Source organism: Streptococcus infantis (genome assembly GCF_047464215.1).
GTDB lineage: Bacteria > Bacillota > Bacilli > Lactobacillales > Streptococcaceae > Streptococcus > Streptococcus infantis_P.
Genome location: NZ_JASHCG010000010.1, coordinates 1 through 20,204, shown reverse-complemented (window position 1 = coordinate 20,204; position 20,204 = coordinate 1). Strand labels below are relative to the sequence as shown.

Sequence of the window (20,204 nt, the reverse complement as noted above, 5' to 3'; positions counted from 1 at the left end):
AATGATTCAAACAGACGAAGACGCTCTTGTTTGTGATTTAGCTGAAACCTATGGAATTTTTGACTACAGACAGTTACCTGCTGACCAGGTAGCTGTTTTTGCTTTTGGTTTGAGAGATGATTCACGGATCAAACTAGCAATGACCAATAGCAAAGTTCCTTTTGAAACCTTTTTGCTTGCAGGCGTGCTTGATAGGCTTTCTGCTCTTGTGTGGTTTAAAACAACAGACGGTCAGAAAGGAATCAACAAACCATTAATGGTTGCAGAGGAACTGACAGGAAAAACTAAAGCTAAAGAAAGCAAGGAGATGATCTTTGATTCTGGTGAGGACTTTGAAGAATATCGTCAGCAAATTCTAGAAAAGATTGGAGGTGAGGATTAGTGGCGACAGAAATAGCACAAGCTTATGTACAATTGATACCATCAGCCAGAGGTATTACTGGTAAAATCCAATCACTTCTCAATCCTGAAGCTAGCGCAGCAGGACAAAGTGCTGGGCAGTCATTAGGTTCTAGTCTTGTTAGCGTTATGACAAAGGTTATTGCAGCAGCAGGGATTGGCAAGGCTTTTTCAGCTGCTATCAGTGAAGGTGCAGCGCTCCAGCAATCGCTCGGAGGTATTGAAACTCTATTCAAAGGTTCTGCTGACAAGGTCAAGGGATATGCTAATGAGGCTTACAAGACAACAGGATTGTCAGCTAATGCTTACATGGAGAACGTGACAGGCTTCTCAGCGAGTCTCTTGCAGTCTTTGGGTGGTGACACGAACAAGGCTGCTGAAACAGCTAATATGGCCATGATTGATATGTCAGATAATGCGAACAAGATGGGTACATCGATGGAGAGCATTCAGATGGCATATCAGGGCTTTGCTAAGCAGAACTATACCATGTTGGACAACCTGAAGCTTGGTTACGGTGGTACAAAGCAGGAAATGGAGCGTCTCTTGAATGACGCTCAGAAGTTGACTGGTGTTAAGTATGACATTAACAACCTGTCAGATGTTTATAATGCTATCCACGCTATCCAAGAAAATCTCGACATCACTGGAACAACAGCTAAAGAGGCGGCATCTACTTTTAGTGGTTCTTTTGAATCTATGAAAGCAGCTGCTCAGAATGTCCTTGGTAAGCTGGCATTGGGGGAGAATATCCTGCCTTCTCTACACGCCTTGATTAAAACAACATCGACTTTTCTCTTTGATAATTTTTTGCCAATGATTGGCAATATTTTTTCAGGCCTTGGATTGGTTCTGACTGAAGGGATTAGTCAGATTGCATCTCAGTTTTTTGGGGATGCTTTTGGAAGTGCAGTCTTTGATCAACTATCTCGTGTAACAGGAATCTTTGAGACCTTTTTTGACATGATTTTTGGGTCATTAAGTAAGCAGGATAACATTGATATCCTGACCATGCTTGGATTTAGCGAGGGTGCTGCAACTCAAATTGTAAACATTGCGGATAATATCCGAGTTACTTTTGAGAATATCGGGGTTGTTGCTGGTAATGTTGCAAGCATTGTTGTTGATTTCGTTGGAGATCTGTTAGGGATCAAAGACGGAGAGCAGGGAGTGAACCTGTTAGGTTTTGCATTTGAAGGGATCTCAGGCTTTATCAGAGAAGCCTCTGAAAGTCTTAGCAAATTTACATCTTGGTTGAAAGATTCGCCTCTTGCGTTAGATGCTTTAAAATTGGCTGTTGTTAGCATTACGAGTGCATGGGCGGGCTATAAAGCTGTTTTAACGCTAACAAAAGGAATTGAAACAATCAGGAATGCAACTCTGGCTATTACGAATGGTCTTATGCTGGCTCAGTTCGTAAGAACCGGTGCACTCACTACCGCAGAAGCGGCGAATGCGGCTGCTACTATGGGAGCAAGTGGAGCGTTCGGTATTTTTAATGCTGTGTTGTCTGCCAATCCAATTGGGTTAATTGTAGCGGCAGTGGCAGCATTGACTGCTGGTCTTGTATGGTTCTTCACACAAACAGAAACTGGTCAGCAAATTTGGTCATCTTTTGTGGATTGGATCAAACAGGCTTGGCAGGGAATTGCTGATTTCTTTGTCGGTCTTTGGTCTGGTATCTCTGAGGGTGCTAGCACCTTGTGGGATGGAGTTGTTACAACCTGGAATGCTTACATTGAGTCTTTGAAGGCCATGTGGAATGCTGTTGTAACATTCTTTTCTGACTTGTGGGTAAGGATTCAAGAGGCAGCATCTATTGCATGGACAGCTATCACAACGGTAGTGATGGCTATTGTTCAACCGTTCATTGACGGATTCATGAATGTTTGGAATAACATTTCAGATGGTCTTACTCAAATTTGGGAAGGGATTAAGATGATATTCCAAGGTGCTTGGGAAATCATTAAATCAATTTTCTTGGGTGCTCTTTTGGTCATTATCGACCTTGTGACAGGGAATTTTAACCAGCTGGGAGCTGATCTTTCTCTAATTTGGGAAGGCATTCAAAATGGCATTTCTCTGATATGGGAGGGGATTAAAACATATTTCTCTGGAGTCGTAGATGCTATTGTTGGTTATGGTATTGCTGTTTTTGAAAACTTTTCTGCTGTTCTTAGTGCGATTTGGGAGGCTATCAAAACAGCTGCATTTGTTTCCTGGGACTGGATAAACACCACTGTATTAAATTTGATTTCAGGCTTAGTTCAGGGTGCGCAGAATATCTGGGATAGCTTTATGAACTTCCTTTCTAATTTGTGGGAAGGTATCAAGTCAACGGCAAGTAATGCTTGGAGTTCTCTAGTATCTAGCGTTTTAAGCATTATCAATGGTCTCGTATCCGGGGCGCAAAATGCTTGGAACAGCATGTCTAATGCGGTATCTAATCTTGTAAGTAATGTAACTGGATTCTTCAATCAATTGTGGAATATTGATCTGTATGGTGCAGGTCAAGCAATCTTGCAAGGTTTCTTGAATGGTTTGCAATCTATGTGGTCTTCCGTCACTGACTTCGTTGGTGGTATTGCTAGCTGGATTCGTGACCACAAAGGTCCTATCGAATATGACCGGAAATTGTTGATCCCTGCAGGTACTGCAATCATGCAAAGTTTAGACCAAGGATTAAAAGAACGTTTTAAGGGTGTGAAGCAAACTGTTGGAGGTATGGCTGATGAAATTTCAGATGTATTTTCAGGAGACGGTCTTGATCTGAATTCCTCTGCGTCCGTGACTAAAAGTCTTGAGGCACAGTTGGCTATGCCGTCAGCTCAATTTGAAGCACATGAAAATAAAACCGTGTCTGAGATAGCGATTCTGAGAGCAAGTATGGAGAAGATCCTTACTGCTATCCTTGAGAAATCGTCAGATGTCTATCTAGACAATGACATTATCTCACTCAAAACCTACGAACAACACGGTGCTATTTATGCGAGGGGAGGAATTTAATGGATTATATGATCATCAACGGTTTTAATACATCAAGCCTTCCTGGATGTGTTGTGACAGATTTTGGGAAGGTGGAGGCTGCTAAGCCGAAGGGAGAGAAGACTGACCTTTATGGAGTCAATGGCAGTTATCGTGTGTTAGACGGTTCTTTCGACAGTTACGAAAGGACCTTCATTCTTCACGTTAAAAAAATGGTTGAGATTTCAAGTATTCTTGATAAATTTCAATCGAATGATAATGTTTTGGAGTTTAGCTATCAGCTTGGCTCTTTGTTCTATGCTAACTTTGTGACTGCTAGTTTTGAACCTTTTGGGAATCACGCTTGGAAGTTAGAGATTAAACTTGACATGCAACCCTTCCGTTATCAAAAAACTGTAGATCCTGTTGTTCTTACTGCATCTGGTACAATCAATAATCTTGGGACGATTTATTCGGAACCAATTATCGAGGTTGAGGGGGATGGCGACATCTCCCTTACAATTGGTCGGAAGACCATGTATCTTGCAATTAAGACCAAGGCTACGATTGATTGCAGGCAGGGCAAACAAAACATCTACAATGCAACTGGTGCAGTTCAGAACACGCTTCGGAAACGTGGAGGTTTCTTAGAAATTCCGACTGGTAAGGTTGGTATTTCATTCACTGGAACCGTCCGTAAGATTACTATTCGACCGAATTGGAGGTATAAGATTTGATTTATTTAACAAATGGGAATATGCCTCTGAATGCTGCTTATGCTGATGAAATCGTTCAAGAGGACAACAGCACCTATCAATTGAGCTTCCGATTTCCGACATCTGATTCCTTATGGGAGAAGCTGAAAGAGGAGACTTTTCTAACTGCTGATGACCTACACGGTGAGCAGGATTTCGTCATCTTTGAGGTCGAGAAGAAGCATGGCTATATTCAAGTCTATGCCAACCAAGTATTCACCCTCTTGAATAACTATGTGGTCAATCCTATCTCATTGGACAGGCAGACTGGTTCGACTGCCTTGAGTCGCTTCGCTGGAAGTATCACTCGTGACAATCCGTTCTCGTTCTTCTCTGATATTGAAGATAGACACACCTTTAATATTGGCTCCAAGAATGCTATGGAGGCATTCGCGAAAGATAAGCACTCGATCATCGGCCAATGGGGTGGCGACCTTGTTCGTCATGGTTACCAGGTTAGACTTTTGAAAAAAGGCGGTTCAGAAAATGAATCGCTTTTTATGTATAAGAAAAACCTGTCTAGCTATCAGCACAAGACGTCTACTAAGTCTTTAAAAACTCGAATTACTTTCATCGCGACTGTAAAAGGTGAGGGAGAGAAAGCACCTGATCGCACATTCACGGTTACGATCGATAGTCCACTCATTAACAAATACAGTCAAATCTATGAAGATGTGATTGAGGTTAATGACCAGGATGTGAAGGATGAAGCGAGTCTTCGCAAGTATGGTGAGCAGTATTATCGAACATCGCTCTGTGACATGATGGAAGATAGCCTTGAGATTGAGGTTGTCGGCCAGAGCGATGTGCCTGTTCAGATGTTCGATATCGTGAGTATCTTCCACGAACGTTACAACCTTGATTTGCGTAAGAAGATTACTAAATATACTTACTCACCGATGGCCAAAAAGTTAAAATCTATCGGCTTCGGTCAGTTCCAGTCTGGCCTTGCGAATGCAATTGGTAACGCAGTGAGTGATGCTGTCAAGGACGAAGCTCAACAACTTCAAGGTAATTTCGAACGGCAGTTAGCAAGAGAGCTCAAGAATGCGGATCTCGCTTTTGATCGCAAAACTGAAGAACTGCAGAACGAGTTCGAAGATGGGTTGAATGCTACTAGAGCTAAAGCTGAAGAAGTAAAGAGAGAACTGTCTGACACTATCAATCAGCGTTTCAACAGTTTTGACAACGGCCCATTACAAGAAGTCAAGCGTAGGGCTGAAGAAGCCTTGAGAAACGCTGGTGCAAGTAGCTTACTTGCTCAGGAAGCCAAGCGGATTGGGTTGGATTCTGTTGCTAAGCTTGAAGCATTCAAGAGACAGGCTACCAGCGCTCAAACAGCTTTATCGGGTGATTTGGACGCTCTGAAACGGACTATCGCGAACGATATCCGACCGAAACAAGCACATGTTGAGACCGAGATTGCCAAGCAGGTTGAAGCACTTAACAAGACTAAGAATGAGTTGGCTGGTGTGAAGTCAGCGCAAGCGACGTATGAGGAGACGACGACTCGTAGGTTGGCAGAGTTGACCAACTTGGCCAATGGTAAAGCTAGCAAGTCAGAACTCACACAGACGGCCGAGGAATTGGCAAGTAAGATAGCGAGTGTGCAGGTTGCGCATAGAAATCAAGGAGATCGTGTCTCAGCAATTGAATCCAACTTCAAACAGCGCGCTGATTCGCTTGATGCTGGTGTGAGCCGTCTGACTGAAGGCTTGAGATCCAAGGCTGACATCAGCTCGCTCAATGTGACTGCCGAGAATATCAGACAGTCCGTGAAGAGTCTCGAGACAAATACGCAGAACAAGCTAAATCAGAAATTGAGTACAGCTGAATTTGAAGTTCGTGCTGGTTCTATTCGTCAGGAAATCCTGAACGCAACCAAGGATAAGGCAGATAAGACTTTGGTTGTAGCTGAAGCTGGGAAATTGCGAGAAGAATTTTCGAAGATGAAAGTCGGTAGTCGCAACTATGCTGAAGACTACGACTTTTCAAGAGGACTTTGGCACTATAGTCAAGGAGATAACAGTCCACAAGATTGGACTATCTCAAACGGCGAATACAACGTCAAAGGCACGACTAACACTTGGAAGCAGATGCAAATTCATTCTAAAGAAGGGAGTCGTTCTTCTTGGAAGAGTTCGACAGCTCTTCTTGATTTAGAAGTCGGCGAAACCTACACACTTTCGTTTCAAGGGATTTGCTACTCTGGCTCTTCAAGTGTTTGGCTATCACTAAGGGCTAACCGTACAGTTTCCGGTAATCCTGAAATTATACCTGGCACTTTCAACCTCACGTCTAGCTGGCAGACTTATCAAGTTACTATCCCAGCATTGACCAAGCCTGATAATTTTGACTTCTGGCGAATTATTCTTGGTTATGACGGAATTGGCCATGTGGCATTTCGCAAGGTTGAATTGACCAGAAGCTCGACTCGTATAGATGCAGGTCCTGCTTCTGAAGATGGCAAGACAGACCTGGTCGTTGCCAAGTCTGAATTTCAGAAAACTGCTGAAGGCTTGCGAACTGACTTGTCAGCTATTCAGGAATATGTCAATAAAGACGGCCAGAGACAGGAAGCCCTACAGCGTTACACTCGTGAGGAGAGTGCAAAACAAGCGACGGCTGTACGTGAGCTAGTTGCGAAGGACTATGTAGGCAAAGCGACTTATCAAGAAGATGTCCGCGGAATCAATCAACGAATCGAAGAAGCCAAGAAAAATGCAAGCAATGAACTTACAACTCGACTTGCGAATTATCGGCAGACAGTCGATGGAAAATTCACGGATATTTCCAGTCAAGTTACGACTTATAAGCAGGTTACAGATGAAAAATTTGGAAATCTATCAAACCAAATTGTAAACAACAAAAATAGCACAGATGATCAAATCGAAAATGTAAGGAACCAGCTGGCAAAAAAAGTAGAAGTAACTGACTTCCAGCGAGTTCAAGAAACAAGTCGTCTCTATGAGCGAATTATTGGTAGCAACGAGAATGACATTACTGACAAGGTCGCTCGCATGGCTCTGACTAATCAGTTGTTCCAGGTTGAAGTCGCTAAAAGACTTGGAAGCGACAATAACTTAATCGTCCGCTCTAAGTCGATGGACAGGCATACACTTGTTAATGAAGGCGATACGAAGAGAGTCTTCGTGAATAACGGTATATTTACAATTCGATGCACTGGCAATTCAGATTATACCTTCGCAGGATTCACACTACCACTTTACATTGATAGATTGGCCAGAGGTGAGACATATACCCTTAATTTCAAGTACCGCATCATGGGACGATTAGACCATAATTTCACGGTTGTTGCTAAAAATCACCAATCGAACGAAGGAATTTTCTCTTCAAATATAGCAACAAGCTCAACTGCAGTTTCAAGCGATTGGAAAGAATTCAACGAAACATACACTATTAGTAGAGATTTTGAGTTTGGGAATAGCAAACTTTATCCACTTTATTTTTATTTGGCCAAAAATGGCTGGGTTGAAATCAAAGAGATTATGCTCGTTCGTGCCATTCAGACGAACGGATATAAAGTTAGTCAACTGGATGATATGTCTGAAGCCGTTCGCTCGGTTCAAACTCAACTAGCTGGCTCATGGGCCGTCCAGAACATCAATAGTGCAGGTTCAATCGTTTCGCAAATCAATGCGACTAACAATCAAATCTTGATTGAGGCAGAGAAGATTCGTTTGAAGGGTAAGACCTTGCTTGATGAATTGATGGCTATTCAAGGTTATTTCAAGCGATTATTTGTCGGTGATGCCAATGTCGGAACGCTCAATTCAGACATCATTAGAGCTAACTCTATCACAGCAGACAAGCTGGTCATGGATATAGCTATGGCCAGACGATTCGTCTCAAGTGATATCTTCACAGATACGCTTGCTGCTAAGGAAGCCTTTATCAACAAACTTCGGTCAGTCGTAGTCACCGCAACCTTGCTTGAAGGTTATAGAGGTCTCATCGGTGGATTCCAGATTGGGACGCACGAGAAAGACTCGTCAGTGTACTGGATAACTGGCCAAAACCAATTTTCTGTCGGTATGAGTAACGGATCTGGTCATTGGTCGCAAACAGCTTTGTGGGTCAATTGGGGTAACGATTGGGGGTATCCTGGAGATTATGCATGGTACGTGAAAAACAACGGCAAAATGTATTGTTATAACACGGCAGAATTTTGGAATACGCCAGTCATACACGGTAATCTCCGTGTTACCGGACACATTTACTACAACAATGAGAACTCAGGAAAAACTGGTTATTGGATTCACTCGTCTAAATACTCAAATTTTGAGCCTTCGGATAACTATCTTTACCTCTATTACAGCGGTTCAGGATACGACTGGATTCCGATGAACAAAGAGATTTCAGACCGTCGTTATAAATCGAATATCGAAGCTAGTACAGTTTCTGGGCTAGATGTAGTCGAAAGTCTGAAGACGTACAGCTATCGCAAAGAATACGATGGAAAAATTGAGGATATTTCTTGCGGAATCATGGCGCAAGATGTCCAGAAGTATGCTCCTGAAGCATTTTTTGAAAATCCTGACGGCGCATACTCTTACAACACATTTGCTCTTGTACCTTATTTAATCAAGGCCATTCAAGAGCTCAATCATAAAATAGAAAAATTGGAGAAAACAGCATGAACGAACAAGATAAACAAATCAGCAGCCTAGCGATTAAGTCGCTTGGTGAAAAAGTCGGTAATGAGGCTACTCAGTCAGCAACGCTCGAAGCCCTCTACACAGTAACTGCGATGGAGCTTGAGCAGATGAAACGAATCATCGAATCAGACGAAGAGCTCAAGGCTAAATTTGAAGAAGTGAAAGGACAAATGACAAATGGCAATTAACAATTACGAACTAGCGACCAAACCTTATACTCGTGGTTTTGGAGACAATGTTACAACCGTTGTAGAAATCCGTTTGCAAGACGGGAATCGTTATAGCACTAACCAGCGGGAATTGGCTGGTGACCGTACACAAGACCAAGAAGACGTCTTGATTCAAGATGTGCTGGACATCCTAAACGCTGAGCTAGATCCAGGAGCTGCAATCGTCAAAGCACAAGCGCAGCTTGAACAAGCTGAGCAGAAGATCGCTCAAAATAAGAGCGAGCAGGACAGGCTTTCTGCGCTTGCAAATAAAATTGATAAAGTAGTGCGAGTGATGGCTCAGGATTCAATCATGGGTGAAAAAATCGCCTACGGAACAACTTACAAGGAGCTTGTCGAACTCTTCCCATTTGCCGAAGAAGGCAAGACCTATCAATCAGGTGATATGTTTGTCGTTGAAGATCCTGAACACGCTGAATTGAATGGCGAGGGCAAGCGTGTCTTGATTCAGACAAATCAGGCTTTCACTTACAAAGGTGAATCTCTCAAGCAACTTGAAGGTGGACCATCTCAAAATGGCCTTCTTGCAATCTGGAAGTGGGATGGCCAAAAGAATGGAAGTGATCTTGAAACTACTCGAGTTTCTGCATAGTAGATTGGAAGTGGTCTGATTGGAATTACTAGCATTTCTGGATAAATTAAGTCCGATTCTAATCGTAATCATTCCTAGCTATTTCTCTTTCAAGAGCACGCAGAATACGAAAGAGACTGACAAACAAATCAGTCTCTTATCTGACAAAATTAGTGCTATTGAAAAAACAGTCTCAAATGTTGAGAATATTGGCAAAGATAATAGCAAAGGATTGAGTGTTATCGGAAAAGGTCTTCAAAGATTACAACGTTTTCGATTACAAGAAAACCTAAAAAAAGCAATAAGACGAGGCAATACCAATCAGCATGAGATTGAGGAATTGTCTCGTCTTTATGAAAGTTATGTTGAGCTTGGTGGCAATGGAGCTATCAAGGTACTGTATGAAAAATTTCTAGCATTGGAAATTGTGGAGGAAAATATAAATGCAACAGATTAACGAAATTTTACTAAACGGAGCCATCAGCATCCTGGTTATTTTGCTAGGTATCGTAGTCAAGTCAATCAAAGACTACCTTATTAAGAAGGGTGGCGAACAGACTGTCAAGATTGTCGAAATCTTGGCCCAAAATGCAGTAAATGCAGTTGAACAGGTCGCTTCAGATACTGGGTACAAAGGTGAAGAAAAATTGGAGCAAGCACGAACTAAAATCCGTGCAGAATTATCAAAATATAACATCAGCATGACTGACAAGGAACTTGATACATTTATCGAGGCGTCGGTTAAAGAAATGAACGATGCGTGGAAAGGGGAGTAAGGATGGATATTGATACAAGCAGATTAAGAACTGACTTACCTCAGGTTGGTGTACAACCTTATCGTCAAGTACATGCTCACTCAACAGGAAATCGAAACTCAACCGCACAAAATGAAGCAGACTATCACATGAGAAAGGACCCTGAACTAGGGTTCTTTTCTCATGTGGTTGGTAACGGTCGTGTCATGCAAGTAGGACCCGTAAATAACGGAAGTTGGGATGTTGGTGGTGGTTGGAATGCTGAGAGTTACGCAGCAGTCGAATTGATTGAAAGCCATGGCTCAAAAGAAGAGTTCATGCGTGATTACAAGCTCTATATTGAACTTTTGCGAAACCTTGCAGATGAAGCAGGTTTGCCGAAAACACTTGATACAGGGAGTTTAGCTGGAATTAAAACGCACGAGTATTGCACGAATAACCAACCAAACAACCACTCAGACCATGTGGATCCATATCCTTATCTAGCAAAATGGGGAATCAGTCGTGAGCAATTCAAAAAAGATATTGAAGGAGGTCTGTCTGAAGCTGGCTGGAAACGCAATGAAACTGGTTGGTGGTGGGAGGAGTCGGATGGTTCTTATCCGACAGACCGTTGGAAGAAAGTCAACAATGAATGGTTCTACTTTGATAATCGCGGCTATTGCCTAATCAATCGATGGTTCAACGATGGGAAGGATTGGTTCTATCTTGACAAACGTGGCGCAATGGTTACAGGCTGGATGTACATCGGTAATTACTGGTATTATTTCAAGGCAGACGGTCGTATGGCTAAAGGCTGGGTGAAATACCGAGAAACCTGGTACTATCTTGATGAAAAAGATGGCGACATGAAATCAAATCAATTCATCAAATCAGGCAACGGTTGGTACTATCTCAAACCAGACGGCAGCATGGCAGACAAGCCAGAATTTACAGTTGAGCCTGATGGGCTCATCACGACAAAATAAAACAGAAAGAATAAAAAATTATTACACTAGACCGCAGGCAATAGCTTGCGGTTTTTTTGTTTGCTCTGAAAGTAGAAAAAACAGTGAAAAAATCACTGTTTTTCTTGTAACGTATAGGCATAATCAGTCATACTGATAGCATGTTTTAGGCGCATGTTCATAATATCTGATACGCCATTTTTATATTTATCCACGGCCTGAATAGATACGCCACAGTTTTTGCTGATAGCATAGGCTGTGGCGTTGTCTAAAAGCCAGCGGATAGCTTTAATATCTACTGACATATATTACCTCGTAAAATACCAAATCGCAAATAGGAGTAGAAGAAGTCCAATAATAAATTCAACTTTTTCACGCTTGGTGGTTTTTCTAATTTTTAGATTTACTTTCATTATTTTTCCTGTTATAATTTAAGTACACCCCCGAAGGGGTGGATAGTGATTTCTCACTATCCAAATTCGATGTGCCATTCAAAGCTGATTATAAATAAGTTTATTTTGATGACTAGCTTATTTGTTTTTACTTTGAGTGGCTTCTTTTTGAACTTAAACATTTTATTTTCCTTTCTACTAGTTTCCTTGTCTAAGGTTTCCTCCTTAACCTTATGTATCTATTATACAACTAAAGTTGTATAAAGTCAATAGTTTTGATAAATTTTTTTCAAAAAAACAGTGACATTACTCACTGATTCTTTTGTAAACTATTAGAACTAAATTGCAACCTTCTCAACTATACGGGCAAAGGTGAGTATGAAAATGAATACGAAGATGAATACGATTTAAAAAAATGACACGGGCAAAGGTGAGTATGAAAATGAATACGAAGATGAATACGATTTAAAAAAATGACGAAAATCAACGGAAATAATTTTAAATAAAAATAAGCAAAAACTCAACTAACGATAAGTAACGGAAATCAATTGTAAACACAAAATTCTTATACCATAGTTCGTGACAGTTCCTGTTTTTTTTGATAGAATCATACAGTATGCCCTTGGGCACAAAGTAAGAACTGGGACTGTCTTTCCCAGCTTCGGAGGTAAAAAATGTCAGATTCACCAATCAAATACCGTTTGATTAAGAAAGAAAAACACACGGGAGCTCGTCTGGGTGAGATTATCACGCCACACGGAACCTTCCCAACTCCTATGTTTATGCCGGTTGGGACTCAAGCAACGGTCAAAACCCAATCGCCAGAAGAATTGAAAGAGATGGGGTCAGGGATTATTCTCTCTAATACCTATCACTTGTGGCTACGTCCTGGAGATGAACTCATTGCGCGTGCAGGTGGGCTTCATAAGTTCATGAACTGGGATCAGCCTATCTTGACAGATAGTGGTGGTTTCCAAGTCTATTCCCTAGCAGATAGCCGTAACATTACAGAAGAAGGGGTGACCTTCAAAAACCACCTCAACGGTTCCAAGATGTTCCTTTCACCTGAAAAAGCCATCTCTATCCAGAACAATCTAGGCTCAGACATTATGATGTCCTTTGATGAATGTCCTCAATTTTATCAACCTTATGATTATGTGAAAAAGTCAATCGAACGTACTAGCCGTTGGGCTGAGCGTGGATTAAAAGCTCATCGTCGTCCACATGACCAAGGATTATTTGGGATTGTGCAAGGCGCAGGATTTGAAGATCTTCGTCGTCAATCAGCTCGCGACCTTGTTAGCATGGACTTCCCTGGATACTCTATCGGAGGGTTGGCAGTAGGTGAAACTCATGAAGAGATGAATGCAGTTTTGGACTTCACCACTCAACTTCTTCCTGAAAACAAACCTCGCTACTTGATGGGAGTGGGAGCGCCAGATAGCTTGATTGATGGGGTTATTCGTGGGGTCGATATGTTTGACTGTGTCTTGCCGACTCGTATCGCTCGTAACGGAACTTGTATGACTAGCCAAGGACGTTTGGTTGTCAAGAATGCCCAGTTTGCGGAGGACTTTACCCCACTTGATCCTGAGTGCGATTGCTACACATGTAAGAACTACACCCGTGCCTACCTTCGTCACTTGCTCAAGGCCGATGAGACCTTTGGTATTCGTTTGACAAGTTACCATAACCTTTACTTCTTGCTCAACCTTATGAAGCAGGTTCGTCAGGCTATTATGGATGATAATCTCTTGGAATTCCGTGAGCATTTTGTTGAAAAATATGGCTACAATAAATCAGGTCGTAATTTCTAAGATTAGTAGACCAAAGCTAAAATCCTAAGTTTTCTCTTAGGATTTTTCTTCTTTTTTTGATAAAATAAAGGTAGTATGGAATGAACATTAGATGGTTTTTTAACTACTCTAATGAACGGAGAATAAACTCGTATGCGTATAAAATGGTTTTCCTTGATTAGGATTACAGGCTTACTCTTGGTACTCTTGTACCATTTTTTTCAGACGGTTTTCCCAGGAGGTTTCTTCGGGGTTGACGTCTTTTTCACCTTTTCAGGTTTCCTAATTACGTCACTTTTATTAGAAGAATTTGGACAAAAAGGTAAGATTGATATCTTAGGATTTTTTAGAAGACGTTTTTATCGGATTTTTCCACCGGTCGTTTTAATGATCCTTGTCGTTATGCCCTTTACTTTCTTGGTTCGGCAGGATTATATAGCCGGGATTGGTGGTCAGATTGCTGGTGTCCTTGGTTTTATGACCAACTTCTATGAAATGTTAACAGGGGGAAGTTATGAATCTCAGTTCATTCCTCATTTATTTGTTCATAATTGGAGCTTGGCTGTTGAGGTTCATTACTATATCTTGTGGGGCTTGGCGGTTTGGTTCTTGTCCAAGCGGGTAAAATCATCTGGACAATTAAGAGGTCTAGTCTTTCTTCTATCATCAGCTGTCTTTATCATCGGTTTTCTTTCAATGTTTATCGGTAGCTTTATCGTTTCTTCCTACTCGACGCTCTACTTTTCTAGCTTTACTCACGTCTATCCTTTCTTTCTAGGCAGTATTTTGGCATCTTTGGTAGGTGTTCGTCAAACGACTACTCTTGTTAAGCGTTTAAATAATACCTGGGATTTGAAAAAGACCTTGCTAGTATTCGGGGCAGGTCTCGGAGTTTTGCTCTTATTGACCTTCTTCGTGAAATTCAATTATCTCTTTGCCTACTTGCTTGGCTTCTTGTTGGCAAGTTTAGCTGCACTTGCTATGATTCTTGCTACTCGAGTCTTGCATGAGAAAACACCAAATATTGAGGAGCCAAGGGTGATTAGCTTCCTAGCTGATACCAGTTACGCAGTATATCTCTTCCACTGGCCGTTTTATATTATTTTCTCCCAATTAATGGGAAATATACTAGCAGTGATTCTCACCACTATCTTTTCTTATCTCTTTGCAAGCCTTTCCTTCTATGTGATTGAACCTTTCATTGCAGGGAAGAACAGTAGCTTATTGCAAAAGGTAAAAGAAATTCCGCATATTCAACCAATCTTTGCGGGTAGCGTCGGATTTCTTGGCTTGCTGACACTGATTGTGATGCTTATTGCCCCCCAAGTAGGCGCTTTTGAAACGGATTTGATGGTAAATGGCCTCAATCAAGCCCAAACCAATATTACCCGTACGAAAACCATGGCGGATCAAGCAGAAGCAAGTCGCTACAATATTGCCGAAGGTGTATCCATCATTGGAGATTCTGTAACCTTGCGTGCAACACCTGGACTTAAAGAGGTTCTACCAGACGCTCAGACAGATGGTCAAGTAAGTAGAAATACCAAGCAAGCCAATGCTATTATGCTCAATCACAGTCAGAATAAAGTCCTCCCTAAAATAGTCGTTATTGCTACTGGAGTGAATAATCCTGAGGATTATAAGGCTGATATCGATTCTTTGATAACAAATCTACCTAAGGGGCATCAACTTGTACTTATGACACCTTATGAGGGTGATACAACTCAAGCAACTCAGCCTTATGTAGAACAGTATGCTAGCTATGTGCGTGAAGTAGCTCAAAAGTATCCTTACATTGAGGTTGCGGACTGGAATCAGGTATCTAAAGATCATCCAGAGATTTGGAAAGGAACAGACCAGGTTCACTTTGGAAGTGATAATGCCAAACTAGAAGAGGGAGCTAAGCTCTATGCAGAAACGATAGCATCAGCTATCAAGGCCTTGGCAGATAAACCTGTGAAGTCAAAATAATATCTAAAAAGTAGAGATGACCTTTCTCTACTTTTTCTGTTTAGAAAGTATGTCTTAGAAGCTCAATCATTCTCTAAGCTTATCTCTTTAACCTATGCCAATATCCCCGTACTCTAGGTTGTTAGATCTTTGGGTAGTTTGTCTCAACTATGGCAATCACTAGGCTTTCGTTTTTATGGCGGATTACGTCTTGATTGGGAAAAACTTGCCAAATTGTCAGAATTATGAGAAAATAGGTGCAGTTTACAAATGGAGGGAATGCAATGAGAGAAGATATCAAAATCAATGATCGTGCTTTAGCATTAGAAGATCAAATCATTGACAAGCTAGAAAAAGTTTACGATACAGATGTGGAACTAGATGTCTATAATCTTGGCTTGATTTACGAGATTCATTTGGACGAGGCTGGTCTTTGTACAATTGTCATGACCTTCACCGATACTGCCTGTGACTGTGCAGAAAGTTTACCCATCGAAATCGTGGCAGGTCTGAAACAGATTGAAGGAATTGAGGATGTCAGGGTTGAGGTTACCTGGTCGCCTGCCTGGAAGATTACACGCATCAGTCGCTATGGTCGCATAGCGCTTGGACTACCTCCACGATAGTTATCTATTTTGAAAAATACAAAAAGCAAGCTAGTTTAGGCTTGCTTTTGATTTGCTTATTTTTTACCAGATTGTTCCATATTCCAGAAATCTGTAACGGCACCACGTGATGCAGAAGATACGGTATGGGCATACTTACCAAGGACACCACGGCTATAGAGTGGTGGCAAGGTTGTTTCTGCCTTGCGTTTTTCAAGTTCTTCTTCGGATACGGCCATGGAAATTTCTTTTGTATCTTGGTCGACAGTGACGATATCGCCTGTACGGAGATAGGCAATTGGTCCACCATCCTGAGCTTCAGGAGCGATATGTCCAACAACCAGACCATAAGTACCACCAGAGAAACGCCCGTCTGTCAAGAGAGCAACCTTGTCTCCTTGACCTTTACCAACAATCATTGATGAAAGTGAGAGCATCTCAGGCATACCAGGACCACCTTTAGGTCCAACAAAACGGACAACGACTACATCGCCATCAACGATTTCATCTGTCAGAACGGCCTGAATAGCATCTTCTTCTGAGTCAAAGACCTTAGCTGGACCAACGTGACGACGCACTTTAACACCTGATACCTTGGCAACCGCACCTTCTGGTGCAAGGTTCCCGTTCAAGATGATAAGCGGACCGTCCGCACGTTTTGGATTTTCCAATGGCATGATAACTTTTTGACCTGGTGTAAGGTCTACAAAGTCAGCTAAGTTCTCAGCAACAGTCTTACCAGTACATGTAATGCGGTCTCCATGAAGGAAACCATTTGCCAAGAGATATCTCATAACCGCAGGCACACCACCGACTTCGTAGAGGTCTTGGAAGACATACTGACCAGAAGGTTTCAAGTCGGCCAAGTGAGGCACACGTTCTTGGATCGTATTGAAGTCCTCAAGTGACAAGTCAACATTGGCAGCATGGGCAATGGCAAGCAAGTGAAGAGTGGCATTTGTAGAACCACCGAGTGCCATAGTTACAGTGATAGCATCTTCAAAGGCTTCACGAGTCAAGATATCTGATGGTTTGAGACCAAGTTCCAACATCTTAACCACAGCACGTCCAGCTGCTTCGATGTCTTCTTTCTTATCAGCAGATTCAGCTGGGTGAGAAGAAGAACCTGGCAAACTCATCCCCAAAACTTCGATAGCAGTAGCCATAGTATTGGCAGTATACATACCACCACAACCACCAGGGCCAGGGCAGGCATTACATTCGAGACGTTTCACGTCCTCAGCTGTCATATCACCGTGATTCCATTTACCGATTCCTTCAAATACAGAAACCAAGTCGATGTCTTTGCCATCCAGTTTTCCAGGGGCGATAGTACCACCGTAAGCGAAAATAGCTGGGATATCCATATTGGCAATGGCAATCATAGAACCAGGCATGTTCTTGTCACAACCCCCGATAGCTACAAACGCATCAACGTTATGACCACCCATAGCAGCTTCGATAGAATCCGCAATGATATCACGTGACGTTAGAGAGAAGCGCATACCAGGCGTTCCCATGGCGATACCGTCGGCTACGGTAATGGTTCCAAACTGCACAGGCCAAGCACCAGCAGATTTGACACCTTCTTTAGCCAATTTCCCAAAGTCATGCAAGTGGATGTTACATGGCGTATTTTCCGCCCAAGTCGAAATCACTCCCACAATCGGTGTTTCAAAGTCCTTATCTGTCATACCAGTTGCACGAAGCATGGCACGGTTAGGTGATTTTACCATACTGTCATAGATGCTGCTGCGGTGACGTTTATCTAATTCTGTCATTCAAGTCCCTCCCATTTCAGTTTGTTCCATTATAGCACAATTTAAAAGCAATGAACAGAAGAAAATTCTTGAATTTTCAGAAAATTCTATACAGAAATATTTTTTTAAAAATTTTGCATTTATTTCTTGACTTTATAGATTAAAGTGATATCATTTAGATATCAAATACAGGAGGTCATTCTGATGACTGAAAAACTAATCAATTCAAAACCAAATGGTGTAGTAGCATTGATTCTCATTGAGTTGGCACTCGTACTTGGCATTTTTATATTTGTAATCGGTGCTGGTTCAGAAAATATTTTTGGAATTATTATCGGACTTTTATTAATCTTAATTTCAGTTCTAGCTCATGCTGGTTTAAAAGTTGTCAAACCTCAGGAAGCACTGGTTTTGACCCTCTTTGGTAATTATACAGGTACCATCAAAGAACCTGGTTTTTACTTTGTCAATCCTTTTAGCATAGCGATCAATCCTGCAAACCACACTCGACTTGGTCAAAGTGGTGATGTTAGCACAAAATCACCTTTTTCAGGGATGAAATCATCAAATGGCAATGATGTAAACCTTGAAATTGGCAAGAAACAGATTTCTCTCAAAGTTATGACTTTGAGTAATTCTCGTCAAAAGATTAACGATTGTTTAGGTAACCCTGTTGAAATCGGAATCGCGGTAACTTGGAGAGTTGTTGATACAGCCAAAGCAGTCTTCAACGTAGATAACTACAAAGAATATCTTTCATTGCAATGTGATAGCGCCCTTCGTAATATTGTCCGCATTTATCCTTACGATGTATCTCCTAATGTGGATACTACAGGTGATGGGCAAGCCGATGAAGGAAGCCTCCGTGGTTCTAGTGAGATTGTAGCTAAACGTATTCGTGAGGAAATTCAAAGTCGCGTAGAGGACGCTGGTTTGGAAATCCTTGAAGCACGTATTACATACCTAGCTTATGCACCGGAAATTGCTGCCGTCATGCTTCAACGTCAACAGGCATCTGCTATTATTGATGCACGTAAGATGATTGTCGACGGCGCTGTTGGAATGGTTGAAATGGCACTGGAACGTCTCAATGAAGGAGAGTTGGTTGAACTAGATGAAGAGCGTAAAGCTGCCATGGTTTCAAATCTCCTAGTCGTTCTCTGTGGCAATCATGATGCACAACCAATTGTCAATACAGGAAGCCTTTATTAGAAATGGCAGAAGCTAAAAAAAAGCAAATCCCCCTTCGACTTTCGAATAAGTTATATACTGCACTCGCATCATGGGCAGAAGATGACTTCCGATCAGTCAATGGGCAAATCGAATATCTTCTCACCGAATGCGTCAAACAACGGAAAAAAGACGGAAAATACGTCTCAGAAACCATTGATGAACCATTCGAGATTGATATTTAGTCTATTTTCCTATCCATAAGATTGGATAGGAAAATTTTTTAATCTTTTTTTGTCAAGTAACTTTACTTTACAAAAAAGTTTTGATATACTATTAAAGTTGATGAAAATCAAACCTAACTGAATTATATCTTAAAAGGAGAAATCAAAATGGCAGTACCTGCACGTCGCACTTCAAAAGCGAAGAAAAACAAACGTCGTACGCACTACAAAGTAACAGCTCCATCTGTAAACTTTGACGAAACTACTGGAGATTACTCACGTTCTCACCGTGTATCACTTAAAGGATACTACAAAGGACGTAAGATCGCTAAAGCTGCATCAGCTGAATAATAGAAGGGAGATACCATGCGCGTAAATATTACACTTGAACACAAAGAATCTGGTGAACGCTTGTACCTTACTTCTAAAAACAAACGTAACACTCCAGACCGTCTTCAATTGAAGAAATACTCACCAAAACTTCGCAAACACGTTGTGTTTACAGAGGTTAAATAGTGGGTCATTACGTTTCAGTAGAAACGAAAAAACCTTGATTTAACGCGATTCTTGAATTTTCCAATTTCAATGTATTGCAATAAAAATCAACCGAATGACTACACTTTTGACTACATTTTTTGTGAAATAAATTAGATGTTCGGATATATAGAAAACGCTCTAGTCATATTTGTACTGATCCCAAAAAGTTAGACAATTAATTTAAGCAAAGGATTTAGTTCTGTATTGTACAGGACTAAGTCCTTTTCTACCATTTGTCAAGTATATCAAGGTATTTGATGAAAAATAGTTTGATTTCCATAGTCAAACTAAGGAAATTGTCTTTTTCTGAACTAAAGTTTAGTGAAAAAAGTGTACACTAAACCAACACCTTATCTGGTGATTTTTTTGATAAGGCGTTACAATAATATGGCATAAACAATTTTACCGATTTTGGGTAGAAGTATAATCGTAAAGTTTGTTATGCGTTATAAGGTAATACATTGTTCTAA

General features: G+C 41.3%; 18 protein-coding genes. 16 read left to right on the top strand and 2 right to left on the bottom strand.

All coding sequences use genetic code 11. The features are described 5' to 3' along the window. The first annotated feature begins 1 nt into the window (after position 1). Genes QM469_RS06890 through QM469_RS06850 form a run of 9 tightly spaced genes read left to right on the top strand, consistent with a single transcriptional unit; the run spans position 2 to position 11,321 of the window. Entirely contained in the window at positions 2 to 382 is a 381-nt protein-coding gene (locus tag QM469_RS06890) for a DUF5361 domain-containing protein (RefSeq protein WP_414276397.1), read from the top strand. Beyond that, positions 382 to 3,405 (top strand): phage tail protein, encoded by a 3,024-nt coding sequence (locus QM469_RS06885; RefSeq protein WP_414276398.1) that lies wholly within the window; start codon positions 382 to 384, stop codon positions 3,403 to 3,405. Before QM469_RS06890 ends, QM469_RS06885 begins: the two co-directional genes overlap by 1 nt. Next, entirely contained in the window at positions 3,405 to 4,100 is a 696-nt protein-coding gene (locus tag QM469_RS06880; protein ID WP_049529786.1) for an adenylosuccinate synthetase, read from the top strand. Before QM469_RS06885 ends, QM469_RS06880 begins: the two co-directional genes overlap by 1 nt. Further along, positions 4,097 to 8,779, top strand: a complete 4,683-nt coding sequence (locus QM469_RS06875; RefSeq protein ID WP_414276399.1) for a phage tail spike protein — start codon at positions 4,097 to 4,099, stop codon at positions 8,777 to 8,779. The genes QM469_RS06880 and QM469_RS06875 overlap by 4 nt, the downstream gene beginning before the upstream one ends. After that, positions 8,776 to 8,985, top strand: coding sequence for a hypothetical protein (locus QM469_RS06870; protein ID WP_414276400.1), 210 nt, complete (start codon positions 8,776 to 8,778; stop codon positions 8,983 to 8,985). Before QM469_RS06875 ends, QM469_RS06870 begins: the two co-directional genes overlap by 4 nt. Further along, positions 8,975 to 9,619, top strand: coding sequence for a hypothetical protein (locus QM469_RS06865; RefSeq protein WP_414276401.1), 645 nt, complete (start codon positions 8,975 to 8,977; stop codon positions 9,617 to 9,619). The genes QM469_RS06870 and QM469_RS06865 overlap by 11 nt, the downstream gene beginning before the upstream one ends. Before the next feature lie 19 nt (positions 9,620 to 9,638). Continuing rightward, a complete protein-coding gene (locus QM469_RS06860) occupies positions 9,639 to 10,055 on the top strand; it encodes a hypothetical protein (RefSeq protein ID WP_261028463.1) in 417 nt (138 codons plus the stop codon). Then, a complete protein-coding gene (locus tag QM469_RS06855; RefSeq protein WP_414276402.1) occupies positions 10,042 to 10,374 on the top strand; it encodes a phage holin in 333 nt (110 codons plus the stop codon). Before QM469_RS06860 ends, QM469_RS06855 begins: the two co-directional genes overlap by 14 nt. A gap of 2 nt (positions 10,375 to 10,376) precedes the next feature. Then, positions 10,377 to 11,321 (top strand): N-acetylmuramoyl-L-alanine amidase, encoded by a 945-nt coding sequence (locus tag QM469_RS06850; RefSeq protein ID WP_414276403.1) that lies wholly within the window; start codon positions 10,377 to 10,379, stop codon positions 11,319 to 11,321. 92 nt (positions 11,322 to 11,413) lie between these two features. On the opposite strand, the gene QM469_RS06845 is transcribed toward QM469_RS06850, so the two are convergent. After that, positions 11,414 to 11,605 (bottom strand): hypothetical protein, encoded by a 192-nt coding sequence (locus tag QM469_RS06845; protein ID WP_084867895.1) that lies wholly within the window; start codon positions 11,603 to 11,605, stop codon positions 11,414 to 11,416. A gap of 761 nt (positions 11,606 to 12,366) precedes the next feature. On the opposite strand from QM469_RS06845, the gene tgt reads away from it, so the two are divergent. The 3 genes from tgt (at position 12,367) to QM469_RS06830 (ending at position 16,064) form a co-directional block, all read left to right on the top strand. Then, positions 12,367 to 13,509, top strand: a complete 1,143-nt coding sequence (tgt, locus tag QM469_RS06840; protein ID WP_248035875.1) for a tRNA guanosine(34) transglycosylase Tgt — start codon at positions 12,367 to 12,369, stop codon at positions 13,507 to 13,509. 132 nt (positions 13,510 to 13,641) lie between these two features. Then, positions 13,642 to 15,459: an acyltransferase family protein gene (locus QM469_RS06835; RefSeq protein ID WP_414276404.1), complete on the top strand. Its 1,818-nt coding sequence runs from the start codon at positions 13,642 to 13,644 to the stop codon at positions 15,457 to 15,459. A 263-nt stretch (positions 15,460 to 15,722) separates the two neighbouring features. Then, positions 15,723 to 16,064 carry a metal-sulfur cluster assembly factor gene (locus tag QM469_RS06830; protein WP_075230952.1) on the top strand — a complete coding sequence of 114 codons (342 nt, stop codon included), beginning with the start codon at positions 15,723 to 15,725 and terminating at the stop codon, positions 16,062 to 16,064. Positions 16,065 to 16,120: 56 nt separating this feature from the next. Here the strand turns inward: QM469_RS06830 and ilvD are convergent, their stop codons facing one another. After that, positions 16,121 to 17,824 (bottom strand): dihydroxy-acid dehydratase, encoded by a 1,704-nt coding sequence (gene ilvD, locus QM469_RS06825; RefSeq protein ID WP_414276405.1) that lies wholly within the window; start codon positions 17,822 to 17,824, stop codon positions 16,121 to 16,123. A 183-nt stretch (positions 17,825 to 18,007) separates the two neighbouring features. Here ilvD and QM469_RS06820 point away from each other — a divergent pair, with 183 nt between their 5' ends. The 4 genes from QM469_RS06820 to rpmG all read left to right on the top strand — a co-directional run bounded on the left by QM469_RS06820 (position 18,008) and on the right by rpmG (position 19,713). Further along, positions 18,008 to 19,015, top strand: a complete 1,008-nt coding sequence (locus QM469_RS06820) for an SPFH domain-containing protein (RefSeq protein WP_414276406.1) — start codon at positions 18,008 to 18,010, stop codon at positions 19,013 to 19,015. Between the two features lie 2 nt (positions 19,016 to 19,017). Further along, the gene (locus QM469_RS06815; protein WP_315639900.1) at positions 19,018 to 19,218 is read left to right on the top strand and encodes a PTS ascorbate transporter subunit IIC; all 201 of its coding nucleotides are present in this window, start codon (positions 19,018 to 19,020) and stop codon (positions 19,216 to 19,218) included. A gap of 147 nt (positions 19,219 to 19,365) precedes the next feature. Continuing rightward, positions 19,366 to 19,548 carry a 50S ribosomal protein L32 gene (rpmF, locus tag QM469_RS06810; RefSeq protein ID WP_000290417.1) on the top strand — a complete coding sequence of 61 codons (183 nt, stop codon included), beginning with the start codon at positions 19,366 to 19,368 and terminating at the stop codon, positions 19,546 to 19,548. A gap of 15 nt (positions 19,549 to 19,563) precedes the next feature. Next, positions 19,564 to 19,713 (top strand): 50S ribosomal protein L33, encoded by a 150-nt coding sequence (gene rpmG, locus QM469_RS06805; RefSeq protein ID WP_001265622.1) that lies wholly within the window; start codon positions 19,564 to 19,566, stop codon positions 19,711 to 19,713. Positions 19,714 to 20,204 lie beyond the last annotated feature (491 nt).